The organism is Arthrobacter sp. ZGTC412, from assembly GCF_002929215.1.
Taxonomy (GTDB): Bacteria; Actinomycetota; Actinomycetes; order Actinomycetales; family Micrococcaceae; genus Arthrobacter.
In genome coordinates this window covers 140,455-163,728 of the sequence record NZ_PJII01000001.1, presented here as the reverse complement: position 1 = coordinate 163,728, position 23,274 = coordinate 140,455, and the positions used below count along the sequence as shown (strand labels likewise).

Below are 23,274 nucleotides of genomic sequence, written 5' to 3'. Positions count from 1 at the left end.
CGTGAAAGAAGACAACAACAACGGGTCATCCCACAACGGGTCACCGCTCGCCCCCGAATGGCTCGCGGTTCCCCGGGACCTGAACGCCCTGCACCCTGGGATGTGGGCCAAGGACGTTTCCCGCACCGCCCCCGGTGAACTGGCCATCGACGGCATCCCCGTGGCGAAGCTGAAGGAACAGTTTGGCACGCCCCTGTTCGTCATGAGCGAGGCGGACTTCCGTTCGCGTGCCCGGGGTTTCAAGGACGCGTTCGACGACGCCTTCGCAGACATCTGCGGGGGAGTGGACGTGTACTACGCCGGCAAGTCCTTCCTCTGCACCGCAGTGGCAACGTGGGTGGCTGAAGAGGGCCTCCGGCTGGACACCTGCTCCGGCGGCGAACTGGCAGTAGCGGCACGGGCAGGAATCCAAGGCGCCAACCTGGGCCTGCACGGCAACAACAAGTCGGACGGCGAGATCCGGCGTGCCCTCGACATGCAGGTGGGCCGCATCGTGGTGGACAGCCTTGATGAGCTGGAGCGGGTAGCAAAGATCGCCTCCGGGCGGGGCGAAACCGCAAAGGTCATGCTGCGGCTGACCCCGGGCGTCCACGCGCACACCCACGAGTTCATCGCCACCGCGCACGAGGACCAAAAGTTCGGCCTGTCCATGGCGGGGGACACCACGGATGAAGCGGGGCTGTCGGCTGCGGAAGAGGCCGTTGCAGCCGCCACGGCCTACCACAGCATCGAACTGCTCGGGCTGCACTGCCACATCGGCTCACAGATCTTCGAACCGGACGGCTTTGCCCTGGCCGCGGAGAAGCTGCTGACTTTTCTTGACGCCATGCAGCGCAAGTACTCCATCGTCCTCCCCGAACTTGACCTTGGCGGCGGCTACGGCATTGCCTACACCCCCGTGGACACCCCGCGCCCACCGGCCGAGATCGCCCTGGCGATGGCCGCCGTCGTCCGTTCCACCTGCGCAAACCTCGGCATCGAGTCGCCGCGGATCTCGATCGAGCCGGGACGCGCGATTGTGGGCAGCACCACGTTCACCCTGTACGAGGTGGGGACGCTCAAGACCGTCCGCGTCGATGCCCCCGGCTCCGGCCAGGCCGATGATGCGGGCGAAAACGTTACGTATCCCCGCCGCTATGTGTCGGTGGACGGCGGCATGAGCGACAACGCCCGCCCGGTGCTCTACGACGCGGATTACTCGGCTATCGTGGCCTCCCGCGCGTCAGCAGCCGCACCGCAGCTGTCCCGCGTGGTGGGCAAACATTGCGAGAGCGGCGACATAGTTGTTAGAGATGTATATCTGCCCGAGGACGTGGCAGCCGGTGATCTGCTTGCTGTACCGGGGACCGGCGCCTACTGCTGGGCCCTGTCAAGCAACTACAACTATCTGGCCCGGCCGGGCGTTGTCGCGGTGCGCGACGGATCTGTCCGGCTCATTGTCCGCGGGGAAACCGAAGAAGATCTGCTGAACCGCGACATGGGAGCCTGAGTGACTGAAATGCGAACCCTGAAAGTAGCCCTGCTGGGCGGTGGCAACGTTGGGGCCCAGGTTGCGCGGATTCTCATTGAGGACGGCGACGCCCTTGCCGCCCGCACCGGTGCGCGACTCCAGCTGATCGGCATAGCGGTCCGCAACGTCAACGCCGGCCGGGACGTGGAGCTGCCCCAGGAACTGTTCACCACCGACGCCGAGACCCTGGTCAAGGACGCGGACCTGGTGATTGAGCTGATGGGCGGCATCGAGCCCGCCCGCACCTTGATCCTCTCCGCGCTGCGCAACGGTGCCTGCGTTGTCACCGGCAACAAGGCACTGCTCGCGCAGGACGGCCCCACCCTCTACGAGGAAGCGGACAGGGCCGGCGTGCAGCTGTCCTACGAAGCGGCCGTGGCCGGCGCCATCCCCATCCTGCGTCTAATCCGCGACAGCCTCGCCGGCGATCGCATCACCCGCGTGCTGGGCATCGTCAACGGCACCACCAACTTCATCCTTGACCAGATGGACTCCACCGGCGCGCAGTTCGCTGACGCCCTCGCCGAAGCGCAGCGCCTCGGTTATGCGGAAGCGGATCCCACGGCCGACGTCGAGGGCCATGACGCCGCCGCGAAGGCTGCCATCCTTGCGTCCCTCTCCTTCCACACCCGGTTCGCGCTGGAGAACGTCCACTGCGAAGGCATCAGCTCCGTCAGCGCCGCGGACATCGCCGCCGCGAAGGACGCCGGCTTTGTCATCAAGCTGCTGGCTATCGCGGAAAAGCTTTCCGACGCCGATTCCGACGGCGGCGCGGGAGTTTCCGTGCGCGTGCACCCCACGCTCCTGCCGCGGGAGCACCCGCTGGCTGCCGTCCGAGGCGCCTTCAACGCCGTGTTTATCGAGGCTGAAAACGCCGGTGAACTGATGTTCTACGGCCAGGGCGCCGGCGGAACCCCCACCGCATCCGCCGTTCTGGGCGATCTCGTATCGGCGGCCCGGCGCCTGGTCCTCGGCGGCCCGGGACGCACCGAGACCACCACCGGCCACGTCCCGGCGCTGCCCATCGACGCCGCCATCACCAGCTATTACATCGGCCTTGATGTGGCCGACCAGCCCGGCGTCCTGGCCAGGATCGCCCAGTTGTTCGCCGAGCACGGCGTGTCCATCGAGATCATGCGGCAGACCATCCACCGGGACGCCGAGTCCAACGTGGAGTCGGCCGAACTGCGGATTGTCACGCACCGCGCATCAGAGGCTGCCCTTGCGGCCACCGTCGAAGCCGTAAAGGGCCTGGACGTCATCAATTCAGTTACATCCGTTCTGCGGGTAGAAGGAGTCTAAGTGGCTCACCAATGGCGCGGCGTTATCCGCGAATACGCTGACCGTCTGCCCGTAACGGAATCCACCCGGGTCATCACCCTGGGTGAGGGCGGCACCCCGCTGGTGCGCGCGCAGAAACTCTCCGAGCTCACCGGCTCCGAGGTGTACCTGAAGGTGGAAGGTATGAACCCCACCGGATCCTTCAAGGACCGCGGCATGACCATGGCCATGACCGCCGCCGTCGCATCCGGCGCCCAGGCCGTGGTTTGCGCCTCCACCGGAAACACCTCCGCCTCTGCCGCCGCCTACGCAACGGCCGCGGGCCTGAAGTGCGCAGTCCTGGTACCCGAGGGCAAGATCTCCATGGGCAAGCTCAGCCAGGCGATCGCCCACGGGGCCACCCTGCTCCAGGTGGACGGCAACTTCGATAACTGCCTGGACATCGCCCGGAAGCTGGGGGAGTCCTACCCGGTCTTCCTGGTCAACTCGGTAAACCCTGCCCGCATCCAAGGACAGAAGACCGGTGCCTTCGAGATCGTCGACGCGCTCGGCGACGCACCGGACATCCACGTCCTGCCTGTCGGCAACGCCGGAAACATCACTGCCTACTGGAAGGGCTACAAGGAGTATTCGGCTCCGTTCGAGTCCGAAACCGCCGGCACGCTTCCCGCCGTCTCCACCAAGACACCTGCCATGTGGGGCTTCCAGGCAGCAGGGGCGGCACCCTTCGTTGCCGGCCACCCGATCACCGAACCGGATACCATCGCCACAGCCATCCGGATCGGCAATCCTGCGTCCTGGGACGGTGCCATTGGTGCCCGCGACGAATCAGGCGGACTTATCGACGCCGTAACGGATGAGGAAATCCTCAATGCGCACCGTTGGCTGTCCTCCCGCGAAGGCGTATTTGTTGAGCCCGGTTCCGCAGCCGGCGTGGCTGGCCTCCTCAAGAAGCACGGCGCCGGCGGGGTTCCCGCCGGCAAGACCATCGTTATCACTGTCACGGGCCACGGCCTGAAGGATCCCCAGTGGGCCCTGCGCACCGAAGACGGCAGCGATGTCCAGCCGGTTAAGGTTTCCAATGACGTTGTCACCGTTGCTGCCGAACTGGGACTGGAAGAAAAGTAGCCTTGGACACCACCTCGCAGACCGCCGTCGGACTGCAGCTTATTGAACCCGGACAGCGGGTCACGGTCCGGGTTCCGGGCACCACGGCCAACCTTGGCCCGGGCTACGACAGCCTGGGCCTGGCCCTGGCACTGCATGACACCCTGACAGTGGAGAGCCTTGAGTCCGAGGAACTCCTGTTTGATCTCCGAGGTGAGGGCGCAGACACCCTGCCGAGGGACGCCAGCCACCTGGTGGTCCGGGCCATGGAAGCGGCCTTCGAACGGCTGGGGTTCCGGCACGGCGGGCTGAAGGTCACGGCTGACAACGTCAATCCCCACGGCCGGGGCCTGGGTTCGTCCGCATCGGCAGTAGTGGCAGCCGTTTCCGCGGCAAACGCCCTAGTGCCCGAGGCCAGCCGCCGCGGGAAGGACTGGATCCTTCAGCTCACCAGCGAGCTGGAAGGGCACCCGGACAACGTGGCACCAGCCATTTTCGGCGGGCTGGCGCTATCGTGGCAGGACAGTGACCAGTACAGCAGCACCAGCGCGGCGGTGTCCGAAGCGGTGGTTCCCGTCGTGGCGGTTCCTGATTTCGAGCTGTCAACGGAAGCCGCCCGTGCGCTGCTTCCGGCCTCTGTGGGACACCACGCGGCTGCAATGAATGCCGGACGTGCGGCACTGTTGATCCATGCCTTGACCAGCAAGCCCCAGTTCCTGCTTGCCGGCACCGAGGACTACCTTCACCAGAGTTACCGTGCGGAGGCCATGCGCCCAAGCGCTGCGCTGATTTCGGCGCTTCGCGCAGCCGGGCACGCGGCAGTGGTTTCAGGTGCCGGGCCCACCGTGCTGGTACTGGCGGCCGGACAGGCCGAAGCGGCCGCCGTCGTTGCTTTCATCGAGGAGTTTACCGCCGCGAACACGCCGGACATCGGGTGGCGTGTTCTGAAGCTGGCAGTGGACGTTGAAGGTGCTAAGGTGGAGTTGCACCGGCGGTAATTCCGCCTATCTGATCTGCTATTGCACTTAGTTGCCGCTTGGTCTCTTACTGCGCAATGTATTCCGGTGCCGCCTGCTTGGTCTGTCGCAGGAACCTGCAGCACTTAAACTGCCCCTGAAGCGTCAGTCCTACGTTCCGCCATGGGTGGAGTGCAAGGTGAATTAGTATCCGGCCCTGCTGGCCGATATCCAACCGGCAAGGCCGAACAATGAGGCTGCAGATCTGAACTGCAGCCCGATCAATCATCGCGTCCAGCTCCCAGTCTGGACGCCGTCGAGGGGGAAGGATCCTTCGTGACCGAAACCACTGAGCTGTCGCCAGCTGTGGAACTATCTTCTGCTGCCGAATCACCGGCAGCACCCGCAAAGAGCAGCGGCCTTGCCGGCCTAAAGCTCGCGCAGCTGCAGGCACTTGCCAGCCAGCTCGGGATTTCCGGCGGTTCCCGGATGCGCAAGGGGGACCTGGTTTCGGCCATCTCCGCCCATCGCGCCGGCACCCCCATGACCAAGGCTCCGGCCAAGGCAGCGGAAAAGGCCGTCGAGAACGTGTCTGCGCCGGCAATTGTTCCGGCAGTGTCCGCCCCCGCGGCTGCTGAAACAACCGAAGCCCCCGCCGAAGGAACGCGGGCACGTGGCCGTGGCCGCAGCCGCCGCGCCGTCAGTGATGGAGTGGTAGCACCCGCAGCCGCCGAACCGGCTGCTGCTGAAACCAGCACGGCCGCTCCCGTTGAGGCTCCGGCCGCCGCCGAAGCTCCCGAAGCCGCCGAAGGGACCGCCGAGCGTCGCCAGCCGCGCACCCGCAACCGCCGCCGCGGCGAAGCAGCCGCAGCAGCGCCGCAGGGTGCCGAAGCTGTGGAGGCACCGGCAGAGCAGTCCGACGCAGAACAGCGCGCCGGAGCGCAGGCCGGCGCAGAACCCCGCACGGCAGAACGCACCGCCGAGCGGACCGAATCCGAAGCCGGCGAAGCCGGGCAGCGCAGCGACCGCCGCGAAGGCGGACGCACCCGCGGCCGTGACAACGCTGCACGCGAGAACGCACCACGCGAGAACGCTGACGGCCGGGACAACGCGGGCAGCCGAGAGGCTGGCCAGCGTGAAGGCGCCCGCCGTGACGACAACCGCGACAGCGATGACGCCGACGGCGGCAGCCGCCGCAACCGCCGCAACCGCCGCGACCGGAATGACCGGAACGACCGGAATGACCGCTCCGGCGGCCAGGACCGTGACAACTCCCGCAACGACCGTTTCCGCGACCGCAACGACCGCCGTCGTGGACGCGCCCAGGGGCCGGACGTCGACGACGTCGAAGTCACCGAGGACGACGTCCTGTTGCCCGTTGCCGGCATCCTTGACGTTCTCGAGAACTACGCGTTCATCCGCACCTCCGGCTACCTCCCGGGCCCGAACGACGTTTACGTCTCCCTCGCCCAGGTCAAGAAGTACAACCTGCGCAAGGGCGACGCCGTGGTTGGCGCCATCCGCGCTCCGCGTGACGGCGAAGACCGCAGCCAGCAGTCGGCCCGCCAGAAGTTCAACGCCCTGGTCCGCGTGACATCAGTCAACGGCAAAACCTCGGAAGAACTGAAGGACCGAGTCGAGTTCGCCAAACTGGTTCCGCTGTACCCCTCAGAGCGCCTGCGCCTCGAGACCGACCCCAAGAAGATCGGCCCCCGCGTCATCGACCTGGTTGCCCCGATCGGCAAGGGCCAGCGCGGCCTGATCGTTTCCCCGCCAAAGGCCGGCAAGACGCTCATCCTGCAGTCCATCGCCAACGCGATCACCACCAACAATCCTGAGGTCCACCTCATGATGGTGCTGGTTGACGAACGTCCTGAAGAAGTTACGGACATGCAGCGCACGGTCAAGGGCGAGGTCATTGCCTCCACCTTCGACCGTCCCGCCGACGACCACACCACAGTGGCCGAGCTCTCCATCGAGCGCGCCAAGCGCCTCGTGGAAATGGGCATGGACGTGGTGGTCCTCCTGGACTCCATGACCCGCCTTGGCCGTGCCTACAACCTGGCAGCACCGGCCTCCGGCCGCATCCTGTCCGGTGGTGTGGATTCCGCCGCACTGTACCCGCCCAAGCGCTTCTTCGGTGCGGCCCGCAACATCGAAAACGGCGGCTCGCTCACCATCCTGGCAACGGCACTCGTGGAGACCGGTTCCAAGATGGACGAGGTCATCTTCGAAGAGTTCAAGGGCACCGGCAACATGGAGCTCCGCCTGTCCCGCCAGCTGGCTGACAAGCGCATCTTCCCGGCCGTGGACGTCAACGCATCCGGCACCCGCCGCGAGGAGAACCTGCTTTCCCCCGAGGAAGTCAAGATCATGTGGAAGTTGCGCCGCGTCCTCTCCGGACTCGAGACCCAGCAGAGCCTTGAACTCCTGACCAACAAGATCCGGGAGACCCAGAGCAACGTTGAGTTCCTGATGCAGGTTCAGAAGACGACGCTTGGTGCGAAGTCGGATAACGACAAGTAGCTGAGCTGGGGGTGGGGCCGTCGCATATTTTGCCGGCCCCGCCCCTTCGTCGTTCGGGGCCGCCGGGTATTTTGCCGGCCCCGCCCCTTCGCGTTGCGGCTGACGTACTGCGTACGTCGGCCGCAACGCTCCGACAGGCCCGATGCCAATCCCTGGCCGGCAAAAATACCCGACGGCGATTGCCCCCGTCACCTACCGCTGTGAGCATCACTAAACTTAGACCCACGGCGTTGAAAGGTTTTGAAAATGTTTGAGTCCGTACAGGGCCTGCTTGATGAGCATGATGCTATCCAGGCGCAGCTGGGGGATCCTGCTGTTTATGCTGATCAGCGGCTTGCCCGGAAGCTTGGGCGGCGTTCGGCTCAGCTCAATGGCATTGTTGACGCCTATCACAAGTGGGAAGCCATCCAGGATGACCTTGCTGCCGCCAAGGAGATGGCTGACGAGGATCCCGAGTTCGCTGCTGAGGTGCCTGAGCTCGAGGAGTCGCTGGAAGTCGCCGCCGCCAAGCTTCGGCGCCTGCTCATTCCCCGCGACCCCGACGACGCCCGTAACGTGATCCTCGAGGTCAAGGGCGGTGAAGGCGGCGACGAGGCTGCCCTGTTCGCTGCCGACCTCCTGCGGATGTACACCCGGTACGCGGAGTCGCGCGGCTGGAAAACCGAAATAATCTCCGCCACGGAGTCTGATCTTGGCGGCTACAAGGACGTGCAGGTTGCCGTGAAGGGCAGCTCCAACGATCCTGCCGAAGGTGTTTTTGCGCGGCTCAAGTTCGAAGGCGGCGTGCACCGCGTGCAGCGCGTTCCCGTGACAGAGTCGCAGGGACGCATCCACACTTCTGCCGCCGGCGTTCTGGTTCTCCCTGAAGTGGATGAGCCGGAAGAGCTCGAGATCAGCCAGAACGACCTGAAAATCGACGTCTACCGGTCCTCCGGTCCCGGCGGCCAGTCCGTGAACACCACCGACTCGGCAGTGCGCATCACGCACCTTCCCACCGGGATCGTGGTGGCCATGCAGAACGAAAAGTCCCAGCTGCAGAACCGTGAAGCCGGCATGCGCGTGCTGCGGGCACGCATCCTGGCGCACCAGCAGGAGCAGATCGACGCCGAAAATTCGGCCCAGCGGAAGTCGCAGATCCGCACCATGGACCGCTCGGAGCGCATCCGCACCTACAACTACCCGGAAAACCGGATTGCGGACCACCGCACCGGCTACAAGGCGTACAACCTGGACCAGGTGATGAACGGTGACCTGGAACCGGTCATCCAGTCCGCAATCGAGATGGACGAACAGGCCCGCCTGGACGCCATCGGCGACTAGTCGTTTCGACTTATGACATTTGGGCCAGGGCAGTCGCTCGCGGACGCTGTCAGCCAGGCAACTGACATTCTGCGTGACGCCGGCGTCCCCAGTCCGCGGGTGGACGCCGAGCTGCTCGCCGACCATCTGCTGAACGTCGGGCTGGGCCGGTTGCGCGCCATGATGCTGGGGGATACCCCTGCCCCTGAGGGCTATGAGGCATTAGTGGCAGAGCGTGCCAGCCGGATCCCGCTGCAGCACATCACTGGAGTAGCGCATTTCCGTTATCTCGAGCTCTCTGTGGGTCCAGGCGTTTTTGTTCCCCGTCCCGAGACCGAATCCGTAGTGCAGTTGGTCGTTGACCACGTCAAGGGCATGCGGCATCCGCGGATCGTGGACCTCGGGACCGGATCCGGCGCTATCGCGGGCTCCATCGCCCACGAAGTGCCCGGCGCGGAAGTGCACGCGGTGGAGTTCAGCCCCTTCGCACATGCCTGGGCAGCGAAGAATCTGGCCCCCTTGGGCGTCCATCTAGTCCTCGGGGACCTGCGGGACGCGTTGCCGGAACTTAACGGGACCTTCGACGTCGTAATTTCCAATCCGCCGTACATCCCCGCCGAAGCCATCCCCAACGAGCCCGAAGTTGCCCTGCACGATCCCCCGGAAGCGCTGTACGGCGGGGGAGCGGACGGCATGGAACTTCCGACGGCGGCAGCCGCCTCGGCTGCCCGGCTGCTGGTACCCGGGGGTTACTTCGTGATGGAACACGCGGAAGTCCAGTCGGGCTGGATCTCGGCCATGTTGGCCAGGACAGGGAACTGGACCACTATCAGGACGCATCTGGACCTCAACGGCAAGGAGCGCGCCACCAGCGCCCTGCTCGCGGATCCGGACCACAAGGAATGAAAGAATAGGCGCGTGACCACAACCTATAACTGCACCAGCGACGACGAGCGCGCCCAAGGGCTTGAGCACGCCCAGCGGGCCATCAGCGAAAAGAAGTGCGTGGTTTTTCCCACGGATACGGTTTATGGGATTGCTGCCGACGCCTTCTCGCCGCAGGCCGTCACCATGCTCCTGGTGTCAAAGGGACGCAGCCGCACCATGCCGCCTCCCGTCCTGATTCCGCGCATCAACGCCCTTGACGGACTGGCCACGGACGTGTCGGCGGACGCCCGCAAGCTCGCCGAAGCCTTCTGGCCAGGCGGCCTGACCCTTATCCTGCACGCCCAGCCGTCCCTTGACTGGGATCTCGGGGAGACCCAGGGCACGGTCGCACTGCGCATGCCCGACGATGAAATCGCCCAGGAACTGCTGACCCTCACCGGGCCGCTGGCCGTTTCTTCCGCCAACCGCACCGGCCATGCTCCGGGCCAGACAGCCGCCGCAGCGCGCGAGCAGCTGGCGGACTCCGTTGAGGTTTACCTCGAAGGCGGCTTCCGCCCGCTCGAAGGCGAGGCAGCAGTACCTTCCACCATTGTTGACGCCACCGGCCCGCGCCTGCGGGTGGTCCGCAACGGCGCCGTAACCCTGGACCAGCTCCGTGAGCATGTGCCGGATGTCCTCGGGTTGGGCGAGATTCCGATGGCAGCGGAAGAACCAGAGGAGCCGGAGGGTGAAGCCCACAGCCCGGCCGGCAGCAGTGCCGTCGCAACCACCGACAACCACCCGGGGAACTGACATGCAGCCAAAAGTGGCCGTCGCGGCCGTAACCTTCGACCGCCACGAGGAGCTTGCCCTGCTCCTGAAGGGCCTGGCCGCGCAGACCGCGCCAATTCACTCGATAGCCCTGGTGGACTCCGGTACTGCCCCCGCCATCGACGTCGTCACTGCCGGGGGAGCGCTGAACATCAATTACCTGCGCTCCGAAGCCAACCTCGGCGGTGCGGGCGGATTTGCCTACGCCATCCTGGCGGCCATGGCCAGCGGAGCCGAGTGGATCTGGATGATGGACGACGACGGCCACCCCGAAGACGCCAGCTGCCTGGCCGAACTGCTCCGCACGGCAGAGGAGCACCAGCTCGACATCGTCAGCCCGCTGGTAGCCGCTACGGCCGACCCCAACCGGCTGTCCTTCAATTTCCGTATCAACGGGCTGCTGACCAACGAGCGGTCACGGCTGGAGCCGATGGGCTACCTTCCGGACATGGTGCACTTCTTCAACGGTGCGCTCATCCGGACCGAGGTTTTTTACAGGATCGGCATTCCGGATGTGAAGTTCTTCATCCGGGGCGACGAAGTCGACTTCCTGTCGCGCGTCAAAAAGGCCGGGCTGAAGTACGGCACCCTCGCCACTGTCGCGGTGCAGCACCCCGCCACCTGGACCGAGATGAAACCCGTTTTCGGCGGGTTCATCACCCCCGTCATCCCCGAGGGTGAGTTCAAGCGCTACTGCTACTTCCGCAACCGGGGCTACCTGACCCGCAAGTACCGGAACCTGCGGTGGTTCAGCGCGGACATCGTCGGCTTCCCCTACTACTTCCTGAAGACCCGGGACCTCAAGGGCCTGGCGCACTGGTTCAGGGCCTATTCAACCGGCTTCCGCGGCAAGGGCTTCGGTTCGCCCGCGGAACTGATGTCCACGAACAGCTAGGCCGCCGTGGAAAACCTTTTCGCCGTCGTCGTGACTTACAACCGCGCCGACTTCCTGCGCAACCTGCTCGATTCCTTCGCCCGGCTGGATACCGCACCGGCGCGGATCCTCGTCGTGGACAACGCCAGCAGCGATCACACACCGGAGGTCGTCGCCCAAGCCATCGCTGCCGGCGGGCCGCCCATCGAGTACGAACGGCTGGACCGGAATGTCGGCGGGGCCGGCGGGTTCTCCCGAGGCGTGGAACTGGCGCTGGAGTCCGGCGCCGAATGGCTGTGGCTGATGGACGACGACGTCGAGGTGCTTCCCGGCGCGGTGGAGGCTCTGGCGAAGTTCACGCCCGAATACTCCTGCCTGATCGGCCGCCGGTACGACGCCAACGGCAAACCATTCTTCTGGCAGCACCACTTTGTCGAGGCGCTGGGCATCTTCCTGCCGGTCTCCCGCGATGTTTTCCGGCATTCGGAGGTGTTCCGCACGAACGTGGGCAACTTTGAAGGCATGCTCATCAACGCCTCCGTGGCCCGGAGCATCGGCCTGCCGGATCCGCGCTTCTTCATCACCTGGGACGACCTGATCTACGGCTGGCTGGCCGCGCAGCAAACACCGGTGGTGTACGTCAACGCCTTCGTCATTAAGAAGGTCCGCGCCCAGCGGCAAGTGGACCTGGGGCTGCGCCACCTTAATGATTCATCCGACCTGAGCCGCCGCTATGTCATGCGCAACCGCGGGCACGTAGCGCATTACCTGCGCGCCCACGGCAAATTCAACCGGGCGGGTTTCGCAGCCGGCACAGCCCTGACCTTCCTGAAGGAACTTGCCCGGCTGGTCCTCGTCGAACGCACCCTCAAAGGGGCCGGTGCGCTGTGGCGGGGATGGCGCGAATCACGCAATATCCTCGCCGACGCGGGCTGGAAACCCATGCCTTCGCTGCCGGCATATCCGGGCAGCGGAACCCGAAGCGATTAGTATCGAATTAGGCCCCGAAGCGGTCCGACAGTTTTTGCGGCGGGGTATTTTGAAACAGGCGCCTGGCCGCCGTGGTAGTGGAAGTCGGTTGCATCTCTGTTGAGTACGAAATCTGAAACGCGCGCACCTGCCGCAGTACGGGACGAGAAGCCCGCCCTCTGGATCTGGATCCAGCTCTTCCTCGACTCGATGTCGTGGGTCGTGGCGATCGGCCTGGCGCTGCTGCTGCGCTACGAGATGGGCATCCGGGTCGAACAGTTCGCCGGAGCGTTCGTGATCGCCGCCATCGCGGTGGTGGCCCAGATCCTCGCCGGTTACTCCCTCGCCCTGTACCGCGGCCGGTATCCATTCGGCAGCTTCCAGGAGGCCAGGGCACTGGTATTCGTCACCGTCATAGTTGCTGCCTCCATCACTGCCAGCCTGCTGGTGCTCTATGAGGCCATCAAAGTCGGCCGCAGTGTGGGCCTGATTGCCTTTCCCTTCGCCTGCCTCTTTATGTGCGCCGCACGCTACGCCAAACGGCTTTACGTCGAGGGCAGGGCCCGGCCCGGGGACGGGGCACAAAACACATTGGTTTACGGCGCCGGATTTCTCGGCAACTCCCTGGTGACCCGCATGCTGCAGGACACAGATTCACCATACTTTCCGGTTGGGCTGATCGATGATGACCCGGCCAAGAAGCACCTGCGCCTCTCCGGCGTCCAGGTCCAGGGCCGCGGGGAAGACTTGCCGGCGATTATCCGCCGCACCCGCGCAACAGTCCTGGTCCTGGCCTTCGCCAACGTGGAGGCCACCGTGGTCCGCCGCATTTCGGACGCTGTTGCCGGCCTGAATGTGCGGGTGCTGGTACTTCCCCCGCTGCGCGACATGCTGGGCACCGGTGCACCCGCTGGTTTCTCCGACTTCCGCGAGGTAGCGGTCGAGGACCTGATCGGTCGGCGCCCCGTGGACATCAAGGTTGACGAAATCGCCGGCTACATCAAGGGCAAACGGGTGCTGGTGACCGGTGCCGGCGGTTCCATCGGATCCGAGCTCTGCCGGCAGATCGTCCAGTTCGACCCTGCGGAACTGATCATGCTGGACCACGACGAGACGGGCCTGCAGCAGACCCAGATCTCCATCACCGGCCGCGGCCTGCTGGCAGGCCGGGATACCGTGTTGGCCAACATCCGCGACGCCGAAGCCCTGCAGAACATCTTCCAGGACCGGCGCCCGGAAGTGGTGTTCCACGCTGCCGCTCTGAAACACGCACCGCTGCTGCAGCAGTATCCGGTGGAAGCCTGGAAAACCAATGTTTGCGGCACCCTGAACGTCCTGCGCGCCGCCCAGCGCGCCGGTGTTTCGCACTTCGTGAACATTTCCACCGACAAGGCGGCCAACCCCACCACCGCACTTGGCCACTCCAAACGGGTTGCCGAAAAACTGACTGCCTGGATGGCCGGCCAGACCGGCAGCAAATTCGTCTCCGTCCGCTTCGGCAACGTGATGGGCAGCCGCGGTTCGATGCTGCCACTTTTTACCGAGCAGATCCGCGTAGGCGGGCCCGTTACCGTCACTGACCCCGACGTCACCCGCTTCTTTATGACGATCCCCGAGGCCTGCCAGTTGGTGATCCAAGCTGGCGCGATCGGTACCGGGGGCGATGTGCTGATCCTGGACATGGGCGAACCGGTCCGGATCCTGGATGTGGCGCAGCGGATGATTGCGATGTCGGGAAAGAACGTCGAGATCATTTACACCGGGCTGCGGCCGGGGGAGAAGCTACACGAGGTACTGGTCGGCACCGGCGAACTCGATAAGCGCCCCCTGCATCCGAAAATTTCACATACCAGGGCGACGGAGCAGGACCCGGGCGCGCTTGACCTCAACGTCTGGCTGGCCCGCTGCGAGGCAGAACAAGGTGCCGGCATCGCCGACATCCCCGATGATGAGGCCACTGACGCCGGTGAGATCCGGGTGGCGTCGTGATGCCGCTCGCCCTGGTTGCCGGAATTACGCTGTTGTCCAGCCTGCTTCTTCCCTTTGCCGTGAAGCCCTGGCTGGTCCGGATGGGCGTCGTTGATGTTCCCTCTGCCCGTTCATCGCACGTGAGAGTGACCATCCGTGGAATGGGTATGGCCGTGGCCCTGGCCACAGCCCTGGGCTACGCTGCAGCTTTGCTGCTGGGGGTCGTCACAGTGGACCGCTCCGTATCCGCCACCGTGCTTGGCGTCATTGCCGCCTGCGCAGCTGTGGGCTGGGTCGAGGACCTGCGCGGCATGTCCATCCGCGGACGCGCCGCCGCCCAGCTCGGCATCGGGGTGGCCGGCTCCGCGGTGCTCATCGTACTCACGGGACAGTCGTTCTGGTGGCTGCCGCTCGCTGCCGTGGCGATCGCAGCCTATGTCAACATCGCCAACTTCATGGACGGAGTCAATGGCATTTCGGGCCTGCACGGGGTTACGGCCGGGGGTGCCTACGCAGTGGCCGGCCTGCTGTCCGAACAGCCTTGGCTGACCGCCGGCGGCACCGTTCTGGCAATGTCCTTCCTCGGTTTTCTCCCATGGAACCTGGGGCGGGGTTCAGTCTTCCTGGGCGACGTCGGCAGCTACTTGCTGGGAGCGTCGATAGCAGCCCTCGCGGTGGCAGGCTTCCTCGGGGGAGTCTATGTCGAATACCTTCTCTCACCCATCCTGGTTTACGCCGCGGACGCCGGCTACACCCTGCTCCGTCGGATCAAGGCAGGGGAGCGCTGGTACGCGTCGCACCGGGAACACGTTTATCAGCGGCTCACGGACGTAGGTTTCTCGCACCTGCAGTCAGCCGCCACCGTCACGTTATGCACCGCAGCGGTCATTACCCTCGGCTTCGTCGCCGCCACTGCTGCGCTTCCTGTCGTCGCCCTGTGCGTGGCCGCAGGCGTGCTGGTTCTCGCTTTGTACCTGGCCAGCCCGGACCTCATCCGCCGGTACCGGCGCCCGTCGAAGGTCACACGCCTCCCCGTGAGCTAGCGGTGTTCTATCTCGTGTAGAATTTGAGGGCAGCCAAAGCTGCCCTCAAAACCTGCCTCGTGGCCACGTGCCTGTTGGTGCCGATGATTGGGATCGAATGACCTCCAACACGGAGTCCGGACCTGAGTCCAGCAGCGGAAACGTTGGCGCATCCGGCCCCGCACCGTCTTTGTGGCTGAACCTCCTGAAGCGGAGTTCCGTCGCTGCGGCGGCCGGGCTCGCCCTGTGCGCAATCCCCGCAGCAATCCTCGATGGCGGAAGCGGTGCCCTGTCCAGTACTTCGGGCGGAATGCTGGTGATGCTGTTCTTCGGCATCAGCCTGCTGGTGGGTCATTTCGTGGGGCGTAACAATCCTTCCGGAGCAATTGGCATGTTCGTCGCCACCTACTTCGTGAAGGTGGTTGGATTCGCCGCGGTCCTGTTCCTCGTCGGCGCTCCCGACTGGCTGAATAGCCGCTGGTTCATCGGCGGTGCGGTTACCGCCGTCGTACTTTGGCAGGCTGCCGAAATTCACGGTTTCAGCAAAGCCCGCCTGCAGATCTACAACGATCCAGAAACCAAGGAAGACCGCGATGCGTGATCCAAAGAGCCCTGGCGAAGGCACCAACGGCAAGGGCGTTTCGAATGGCTCTGCCCCCGGTGTATCAAGCGACGGAACCAGCGGTGGATACAACGCAGGTATGGCCGTATTCAGCTACATCGTTGGCGGAATCATCGTCTGGAGTTTGATAGGGTGGGGACTGGATTACGTGTGGGGAACGCGCTGGATTGTGCTCGCAGGCGCTCTGCTTGGAGCCGTCGGAGGTTTTTACCTTTCCCATATGCATGGCCTTACCAGTTCTCGAAAAATTGCTGGGGAGCGCCATGCTGCCAGCGGGCCGTCCCAGGACGGCGACACTAATGCCAAATAATTTCACAGGGGGAACAGCAGGCCGTCAGGCTGCCGGACCCCGCCCAACGCCCAATGATGGACACTGCAGAGAGGAAACGCGTTGATCGCGCTTGCGCTCCCGGCCCAAAATACAGGAGATTTCACTCCTCCTGGTATTAACGAAATGCATTTGCCGGCAATCCTGCCGTGGGGTGCCGCAGAAGGATTCTCCAAGCAGATGCTGCTGGTCCTCCTCTCTGTCGTCTTTATCGCCGTCTTCTTCGTGCTCGCCGCACGCAAGCAGCAGCTGGTACCCGGCAAGCTCCAGTTCGCCGGCGAGGCCGCTTACGGCTTCGTCCGCAACGGCATTGCCAAGGACATCATCGGTGGCAGGGACTTCATCAAGTACGTCCCGCTGTTGTTCAGCCTGTTCTTCTTCATCCTGGTGAACAACATCTACGGCGCCATCCCGTTCTTCCAGCTCCCCACGTTCTCGCACGTGGGCGGAGCTTACGTGCTGGCCGGGATCGTCTACTTCACCTGGATCGCCATCGGCGTCAAGAAGAACGGCCTCCGCTACTTCAAGCTGGCCACAGTGCCCTCCGGTGTTCCCTGGTACATCCTGCCGATCGTCATCCCGATCGAGATCATCTCCAACTTCATCGTCCGGCCGGTCACGCACAGCCTCCGTCTGTTCGCCACCATGCTCGCAGGACACCTCATCGTGATGATCGCCGGTTACGGTATCGAGTTCCTCATCATGCAGGAGAACATCCTGCTCAAGGGAACCTCCCTCCTGGTCCTAGCAGGCGCTATCGCCATGTACATGCTTGAAGCCCTGATCATGGTCCTGCAGGCCTACGTCTTTACCCTGCTGACAGCGATCTACATCGAAGGCGCACTCCACGCCGACAGCCACTAGGCACCCTTAAGCTTCCCCTCGCGGGGATGATAGCAACCCAAACAACCTGCCACATGGGTGGCATCTTGAAAGGAAGAAAAATGGAAGGCACCATCAACGGCTCCCTCAACCTCATCGGCTATGGCCTCTCGGCCATCGGCGGTGGTATCGGTGTGGGTCTCGTGTTCGCTGCTTACATCAACGGCGTCGCCCGCCAGCCGGAAGCACAGCGCGTGCTGCAGCCGATCGCATTCCTCGGCCTTGCGCTGACCGAAGCCCTCGCAATCCTGGGTCTCGTCTTCGCCTTCGTTCTTAGCTAGTCCTTTCGGAACTAAGCGAACATTCAGAACCGAGTAGAAAAGGACGGGTGAAATATGAATCAGCTGATCATCTCAGCCGCCACTGAGGGCGAAGTCAACCCCCTGGTTCCCAACCTCTGGGAAATGGGCGTTGTCCTCGTGGGCTTTGCCATCCTCATGTTCATCGTGGTCAAGTTCGTTGTCCCGATGTTCGAAAAGACCTTCGCCGAGCGTGCCGAGGCTATTGAAGGCGGCATTGCGAAGGCTGAAAAGGCCCAGGCTGAGGCGTCTGCTGCACTCGAAGAGTACAAGCAGCAGCTGACCGACGCCCGCGCCGAAGCCAACCGTATCCGTGAGGAAGCCCGCGCCGAAGGTGCCCAGATCCTCGCGGATCTCAAGGAAAAGGCAGCTGCAGAGTCTGCCCGCATCACGGCCCAGGCCCATGCCCAGATCGAATCCGAGCGCCAGGCGGCCGTTGTGTCCCTGCGTTCGGAGGTCGGCACCCTGGCCACCACCCTCGCCGGCCGCATCGTTGGCGAATCGCTGAACGACGACGAGCGTTCAGCACGGGTAGTGGACCGCTTCCTGGCAGATCTGGAGACCCAGAACGCAGGTGCAGCTAAGTAATGGCAGGCGTATCGAGCGTTTCGCTGGCAGCAGGGCTGGCCGGTTTGGAATCAAAGCTTCCGACGGCGTCACTGCAGCTGGCAAAGGAACTCTTCGGAATTCTGGGAATGGTGGACAGCTCGGCTGGCTTGCGCCGCGCCCTGACTGACCCGTCCCGCAAAGGTGACGAAAAGTCGGCGCTGGTCAGGCAGCTGGTTGGCGGAAAAGTCTCCGCTGATGCTGCAGAGATCGCGGGCGGGCTGGCCGGCTCGCGCTGGGCAACCGCCCGGGATGTCGGCGATGCACTCGAGACTCTTGCCGCAACGGTTGTCATTTCCGTTGCAGAGAACAGGTCGGCCGTTTCTGCCTCCGGAATCTCTGGCCTGGAAGAGCTGGAGAACGATCTGTTCTCCTTCAACCAGGCAGTTGCCTCCAGCCACGAGGTACAACGTGCTCTGTCCGAACCACAGGCCAGCGCTTCGGCCAAAGCTGCCCTCGCAGCGAAGCTGGTGCCCGGCGTGAGCGAGGAAGCAAAGGTCCTCATCACGCAGGCCGTCACTCAGCCTCGGGGCATCAAGCCCACGCGGCTGGTGGAACGGTTCGCCGAACTGGCGGCCAAGCGGCAGCAGCGCTGGATTGCAACGGTCAGCGTGACGCGCTCCTTGACACAGACGCAGCTTGCACGCCTCCAGGCGGGCTTGAATGCAATGTACGGACGGGAACTGAAGGTCAACGTTAACGTTGACCCGGCACTCATTGGCGGCATCCGCGTGCAGGTCGGTGACGAAGTGCTCGACGCTTCGGTAATCACCCGGCTTGGCGAGCTGCAGCGCCAGCTGGCCGGCTAGCCGGACAAGCACAACCAAACTGATAGAAACCCCGGTCATCGTGAGCAACGATGATCACGAAAACAGGAGAGCAGGGACTGCAGATGGCCGAATTGACCATCAACGCCGACGACGTCCGTAATGCGTTGAACGAGTTCGCGGCGTCCTACGAACCCGGAAACGCAGAGCGCGTAGAGGTCGGCCGTGTAACAACCGCAGGTGACGGCATCGCCCGTGTTGAGGGCCTTCCCTCGGTCATGGCGAACGAACTGCTGCGCTTCGAGGACGGCACGCTGGGCCTCGCCCAGAACCTTGACGTCCGCGAGATCGGCGTCATCATCCTCGGTGACTTCACCGGCATCGAAGAAGGCCAGGAAGTCCACCGCACCGGGCAGGTTCTGTCCGTTCCGGTGGGCGACGCCTTCCTCGGCCGCGTGGTTGACCCGCTGGGTATGCCCATTGATGACCTCGGTGAGATCAAGGCCGAGACCACCCGAGCTCTGGAACTCCAGGCGCCCGGCGTGACCCAGCGTAAGTCGGTTCACGAGCCGATGCAGACCGGTCTGAAGGCTATCGACGCCATGATTCCGATCGGCCGCGGCCAGCGTCAGCTGATCATTGGCGACCGCCAGACCGGCAAATCCGCCATTGCGATTGACACCATCATTAACCAGAAGGCCAACTGGGCTTCGGGCGATGTGACCAAGCAGGTCCGCTGCATCTACGTGGCGATTGGCCAGAAGGCGTCAACCATTGCCGCCATCCGCCAGACCCTCGAGGACAACGGCGCACTGGAGTACACCACCATTGTGGCGTCTCCTGCTTCCGACCCCGCAGGCTTCAAGTACCTGGCACCGTACGCCGGCTCGGCCATCGGCCAGCACTGGATGTACGGCGGCAAGCACGTCCTCATCGTGTTTGATGACCTGTCCAAGCAGGCTGAGGCTTACCGTGCAGTGTCGCTGCTGCTCCGCCGTCCGCCGGGACGCGAAGCCTACCCGGGCGACGTCTTTTACTTGCACTCCCGTCTGCTCGAGCGTTGTGCCAAGCTTTCTGATGAGCTCGGCGCGGGTTCGATGACCGGCCTGCCGCTCATCGAGACCAAGGCAAACGATGTTTCCGCCTACATCCCGACCAACGTGATCTCCATTACCGATGGCCAGATCTTCCTGCAGTCGGACCTCTTCAACGCCAACCAGCGTCCCGCTGTTGACGTTGGTGTGTCCGTCTCCCGCGTTGGTGGCGCCGCACAGGTCAAGTCCATGAAAAAGGTCTCCGGAACCTTGAAGCTGGAACTGGCCCAGTACCGCGATATGCAGGCTTTCGCCATGTTCGCGTCGGACCTCGACGCCGCATCGCGCCAGCAGCTGACCCGTGGTGCCCGCCTGATGGAACTGCTTAAGCAGGGCCAGTACTCACCGTTCCCGGTCGAGAACCAGGTTGTGTCCATCTGGGCAGGTACCAACGGCCACCTCGACGAGGTTCCGGTTGAGGACATCAACCGGTTCGAGACCGAGTTCCTGGAGCACCTCAAGCACAAGTCCTCCATCCTGACAACGCTGGCCCAGACCAACGTCATGGACGATGACACCGCGGCAGCACTGAAGAACGCAATCGTGGACTTCAAGAAGGGCTTCTTCGGCGAGGGAGACAGCTACCTGGTAGGTGCGGGGCACGAGGAGCACGCCCCCATCGACGAGGCGCAGGTCGACCAGGAAAAAATCGTCAAGCAGAAGCGCTAGTTTCGCTGGCCGGGACCGCCGGACCCCTCAAGGGTTCCGGCGGTCCCGGCCACCGGGATCTTAGGAAAGGATAAGTATGGGAGCCCAGATTCGGGTCTACCGCCAGAAGATCAGCTCGACAACGTCGATGCGCAAGATCTTCAAGGCGATGGAACTGATCGCTACCTCGCGCATCGGCAAGGCCCGCGCACGCGTAGCGGCTTCACTGCCTTACGCGAACGCCATTACGCGCGCCGTTTCTGCTGTCGCAAGCCAGAGCGAAATCGATCACCCGCTCGTCACCGAGCCGGAGCAGATTCGCCGTGCCGCCGTCCTGGTCATCACCTCGGACCGCGGCTTGGCCGGATCGTACTCGGCATCCGTGCTCAAGCAGGCGGAAGGTCTCATGGAGCTGCTCCATGAGGAGGGCAAGGAAGTCAAGACCTATGTCATGGGCCGCAAGGCGCAGGCATACTTCGACTTCCGGAACCGCCCTTACGAACGCGCTTGGACGGGCAACACCGATGCACCGGTGTTCGATACAGCCCGGGAAGTCGGCAGCGTACTGCTGGAAGACTTCGCAACCGCGTACGAAGAAGGCGGTGTCGACGAGATCCACGTCGTCTACACCCGCTTCAAGTCCATGGTCACCCAGGAGCCCACGGTCATCCGCCTGCTTCCGCTGGAAGTAGTGGAAGAGCAGGCCGCGTCCGAAGCAGACCTCCTGCCGCTCTACGAATTCGAGCCGGAAACCGAGCGTGTTCTTGACGCTCTGCTGCCGCGCTACATCGAATCTCGAATCTTCGCCGCAATGTTGCAGGCAGCAGCTTCCGAGCTCGCCGCCCGCCAGCGGGCCATGAAGTCCGCTGGTGACAACGCCACGGACCTCATCAAGAAGTACACGCGTCTGCGCAACACTGCCCGTCAGGCTGAAATTACGCAGGAGCTTTCCGAAATTGTTGCTGGTGCGGACGCCTTGAGCGCCTCCTAACCAGCACGTGCCGGATTCAGCTGTACCTGCACCAAAGAACAACATAACCCCCACGCCATCTACTGAGTGAAGTGAGAGAGATGACTGCCACTGCTACCGATCACGTAGCCGCAACGTCCGGTGCTACCGGCCGTATTGCACGTGTCATTGGCCCGGTTGTCGACGTCGAATTCCCGGCTGACGCAATCCCCTCGATTTACAATGCACTGACTACCGAGGTCACCCTCAACGGTGTCACCAAGACCATCACGTTCGAGGTCGCGCTGCACCTGGGCGACAACCTCATCCGTGCCATCTCCCTGCAGGCAACCGACGGACTCGTCCGCGGTACCAACGTGGTTGACAGCGGCGGTCCCATCACCGTCCCCGTCGGCGACGGCGTCAAGGGCCACATCTTCAACGTCCTGGGCCAGCCCCTGGACGTTACCGAGTCGGAACTGCAGATCAGCGAACGCTGGCCCATTCACCGCAAGGCTCCGAGCTTCGCTTCGCTCGAAGGCTCCACCGAGATGCTGGAAACCGGCATCAAGGTCATCGACCTTCTCACCCCGTACATCAAGGGTGGAAAGATCGGCCTGTTCGGCGGCGCCGGCGTGGGCAAGACCGTCCTGATCCAGGAAATGATCACCCGTGTTGCCCGTAACTTCGGCGGTACTTCGGTATTTGCCGGCGTTGGCGAGCGTACGCGTGAGGGCAACGACCTCTGGGTTGAAATGGAAGAGGCCGGCGTCCTCAAGGACACCGCCCTTGTGTTCGGCCAGATGGACGAGCCGCCGGGAACGCGCCTGCGCGTGGCCCTGTCCGCGCTGACCATGGCGGAGTACTTCCGCGATGTGCAGAACCAGGACGTGCTGCTCTTCATCGACAACATCTTCCGCTTCACGCAGGCAGGTTCCGAGGTTTCCACCCTCCTCGGCCGCATGCCTTCGGCTGTGGGCTACCAGCCCAACCTGGCAGACGAGATGGGCCTCCTCCAGGAGCGCATTACCTCCACCAAGGGCCACTCCATCACTTCGATGCAGGCCATCTACGTTCCCGCAGATGACTACACCGACCCGGCTCCGGCCACGACCTTCGCACACCTCGACGCGACCACGGAACTTTCCCGTGAAATCGCTTCTCGTGGTCTGTACCCGGCCGTTGACCCGCTGACGTCGACGTCGCGCATCCTGGACCCGCAGTACATCGGAAACGACCACTACAACACGGCCGTCCGGGTGAAGCAGATCCTGCAGAAGAACAAGGAACTCCAGGACATCATCGCCATTCTGGGCGTTGACGAACTCTCGGAAGAGGACAAGATCGTCGTGTCGAGAGCACGCCGCATCCAGCAGTTCCTCTCGCAGAACACCTACACCGCCAAGCAGTTCACCGGTGTCGAGGGCTCTACGGTTTCCATCAAGGACACCGTGGAAGGCTTCACCGCCATCTGCGACGGCGAGCTGGACCACATCGCGGAGCAGGCGTTCTTCAACGTCGGCGGCCTTGATGACGTTGAGCGCCAGTGGGCCAAGATCCAGGAACAGACCAAGTAATATGGCTGAGCTTGAGGTTGAGATTGTCGCAGCGGACCACTTCGTGTGGTCCGGAGCGGCCAAGATGGTCAAGGCCCGCACCAGCGATGGTGAAATCGGAATCCTGCCCGGCCACTCGCCCCTGCTGGCGATCCTGGCCGAGGGTGAACTGGCCATCCAGCCGGTGTCCGGTGACCGTATTGCCGTAGATGTTGACGGTGGATTCTTCTCCGTCGACAACAACCGCGTGGTTATTGTTGCTGACAACGCCCACCTGGGCGGCTCGGCTACCGCTGGGATCCGCTAGCACCAC

General features: G+C 63.8%; 22 protein-coding genes. All 22 read left to right on the top strand.

Going from position 1 to position 23,274, the window contains the following annotated elements:
- The first annotated feature begins 1 nt into the window (after position 1).
- Positions 2-1,489 (top strand): diaminopimelate decarboxylase, encoded by a 1,488-nt coding sequence (gene lysA, locus CXQ88_RS00765; RefSeq protein ID WP_181037365.1) that lies wholly within the window; start codon positions 2-4, stop codon positions 1,487-1,489.
- Entirely contained in the window at positions 1,490-2,812 is a 1,323-nt protein-coding gene (locus CXQ88_RS00760) for a homoserine dehydrogenase (RefSeq protein WP_104042276.1), read from the top strand.
- Positions 2,813-3,919 carry a threonine synthase gene (gene thrC, locus CXQ88_RS00755; protein WP_104042275.1) on the top strand — a complete coding sequence of 369 codons (1,107 nt, stop codon included), beginning with the start codon at positions 2,813-2,815 and terminating at the stop codon, positions 3,917-3,919.
- Positions 3,920-3,921: 2 nt separating this feature from the next.
- Positions 3,922-4,896 carry a homoserine kinase gene (thrB, locus tag CXQ88_RS00750; protein ID WP_104042274.1) on the top strand — a complete coding sequence of 325 codons (975 nt, stop codon included), beginning with the start codon at positions 3,922-3,924 and terminating at the stop codon, positions 4,894-4,896.
- A gap of 294 nt (positions 4,897-5,190) precedes the next feature.
- Positions 5,191-7,380, top strand: coding sequence for a transcription termination factor Rho (gene rho, locus CXQ88_RS00740; protein ID WP_104042272.1), 2,190 nt, complete (start codon positions 5,191-5,193; stop codon positions 7,378-7,380).
- A 246-nt stretch (positions 7,381-7,626) separates the two neighbouring features.
- Positions 7,627-8,700, top strand: coding sequence for a peptide chain release factor 1 (gene prfA / locus CXQ88_RS00735; protein WP_104042271.1), 1,074 nt, complete (start codon positions 7,627-7,629; stop codon positions 8,698-8,700).
- A gap of 12 nt (positions 8,701-8,712) precedes the next feature.
- Entirely contained in the window at positions 8,713-9,585 is an 873-nt protein-coding gene (gene prmC / locus CXQ88_RS00730) for a peptide chain release factor N(5)-glutamine methyltransferase (RefSeq protein WP_104042270.1), read from the top strand.
- Positions 9,586-9,597: 12 nt separating this feature from the next.
- Positions 9,598-10,359 (top strand): L-threonylcarbamoyladenylate synthase, encoded by a 762-nt coding sequence (locus tag CXQ88_RS00725; RefSeq protein ID WP_104042269.1) that lies wholly within the window; start codon positions 9,598-9,600, stop codon positions 10,357-10,359.
- A 1-nt stretch (position 10,360) separates the two neighbouring features.
- The gene (locus CXQ88_RS00720; protein ID WP_104042268.1) at positions 10,361-11,272 is read left to right on the top strand and encodes a glycosyltransferase; all 912 of its coding nucleotides are present in this window, start codon (positions 10,361-10,363) and stop codon (positions 11,270-11,272) included.
- A 6-nt stretch (positions 11,273-11,278) separates the two neighbouring features.
- Positions 11,279-12,241: a glycosyltransferase gene (locus CXQ88_RS00715; RefSeq protein WP_104042267.1), complete on the top strand. Its 963-nt coding sequence runs from the start codon at positions 11,279-11,281 to the stop codon at positions 12,239-12,241.
- 99 nt (positions 12,242-12,340) lie between these two features.
- The gene (locus CXQ88_RS00710; protein ID WP_104042266.1) at positions 12,341-14,209 is read left to right on the top strand and encodes a polysaccharide biosynthesis protein; all 1,869 of its coding nucleotides are present in this window, start codon (positions 12,341-12,343) and stop codon (positions 14,207-14,209) included.
- Positions 14,209-15,231 (top strand): MraY family glycosyltransferase, encoded by a 1,023-nt coding sequence (locus CXQ88_RS00705; protein ID WP_258061634.1) that lies wholly within the window; start codon positions 14,209-14,211, stop codon positions 15,229-15,231. The genes CXQ88_RS00710 and CXQ88_RS00705 overlap by 1 nt, the downstream gene beginning before the upstream one ends.
- Before the next feature lie 97 nt (positions 15,232-15,328).
- Complete coding sequence (locus tag CXQ88_RS00700) at positions 15,329-15,811, top strand: hypothetical protein (RefSeq protein ID WP_104042264.1); 483 nt, start codon at positions 15,329-15,331, stop codon at positions 15,809-15,811.
- The gene (locus CXQ88_RS00695) at positions 15,804-16,142 is read left to right on the top strand and encodes an AtpZ/AtpI family protein (protein ID WP_104042263.1); all 339 of its coding nucleotides are present in this window, start codon (positions 15,804-15,806) and stop codon (positions 16,140-16,142) included. Before CXQ88_RS00700 ends, CXQ88_RS00695 begins: the two co-directional genes overlap by 8 nt.
- Positions 16,143-16,223: 81 nt before the next feature.
- On the top strand, positions 16,224-17,024 hold the full coding sequence (gene atpB / locus CXQ88_RS00690) for a F0F1 ATP synthase subunit A (protein ID WP_104042262.1): 801 nt from the start codon (positions 16,224-16,226) through the stop codon (positions 17,022-17,024).
- Between the two features lie 80 nt (positions 17,025-17,104).
- Positions 17,105-17,323 (top strand): ATP synthase F0 subunit C, encoded by a 219-nt coding sequence (gene atpE, locus CXQ88_RS00685; RefSeq protein ID WP_011775261.1) that lies wholly within the window; start codon positions 17,105-17,107, stop codon positions 17,321-17,323.
- Between the two features lie 54 nt (positions 17,324-17,377).
- Positions 17,378-17,929 (top strand): F0F1 ATP synthase subunit B, encoded by a 552-nt coding sequence (locus CXQ88_RS00680; RefSeq protein WP_104042261.1) that lies wholly within the window; start codon positions 17,378-17,380, stop codon positions 17,927-17,929.
- Positions 17,929-18,756: a F0F1 ATP synthase subunit delta gene (locus CXQ88_RS00675; RefSeq protein WP_104042260.1), complete on the top strand. Its 828-nt coding sequence runs from the start codon at positions 17,929-17,931 to the stop codon at positions 18,754-18,756. The genes CXQ88_RS00680 and CXQ88_RS00675 overlap by 1 nt, the downstream gene beginning before the upstream one ends.
- A gap of 83 nt (positions 18,757-18,839) precedes the next feature.
- The gene (gene atpA, locus CXQ88_RS00670; protein ID WP_104042696.1) at positions 18,840-20,477 is read left to right on the top strand and encodes a F0F1 ATP synthase subunit alpha; all 1,638 of its coding nucleotides are present in this window, start codon (positions 18,840-18,842) and stop codon (positions 20,475-20,477) included.
- A 76-nt stretch (positions 20,478-20,553) separates the two neighbouring features.
- Positions 20,554-21,447 carry a F0F1 ATP synthase subunit gamma gene (locus tag CXQ88_RS00665; protein WP_104042259.1) on the top strand — a complete coding sequence of 298 codons (894 nt, stop codon included), beginning with the start codon at positions 20,554-20,556 and terminating at the stop codon, positions 21,445-21,447.
- 80 nt (positions 21,448-21,527) lie between these two features.
- Entirely contained in the window at positions 21,528-22,982 is a 1,455-nt protein-coding gene (gene atpD / locus CXQ88_RS00660) for a F0F1 ATP synthase subunit beta (protein ID WP_104042258.1), read from the top strand.
- 1 nt (position 22,983) lies between these two features.
- Positions 22,984-23,268 (top strand): F0F1 ATP synthase subunit epsilon, encoded by a 285-nt coding sequence (locus CXQ88_RS00655; protein ID WP_013601509.1) that lies wholly within the window; start codon positions 22,984-22,986, stop codon positions 23,266-23,268.
- The last annotated feature ends 6 nt before the right edge of the window (positions 23,269-23,274 follow it).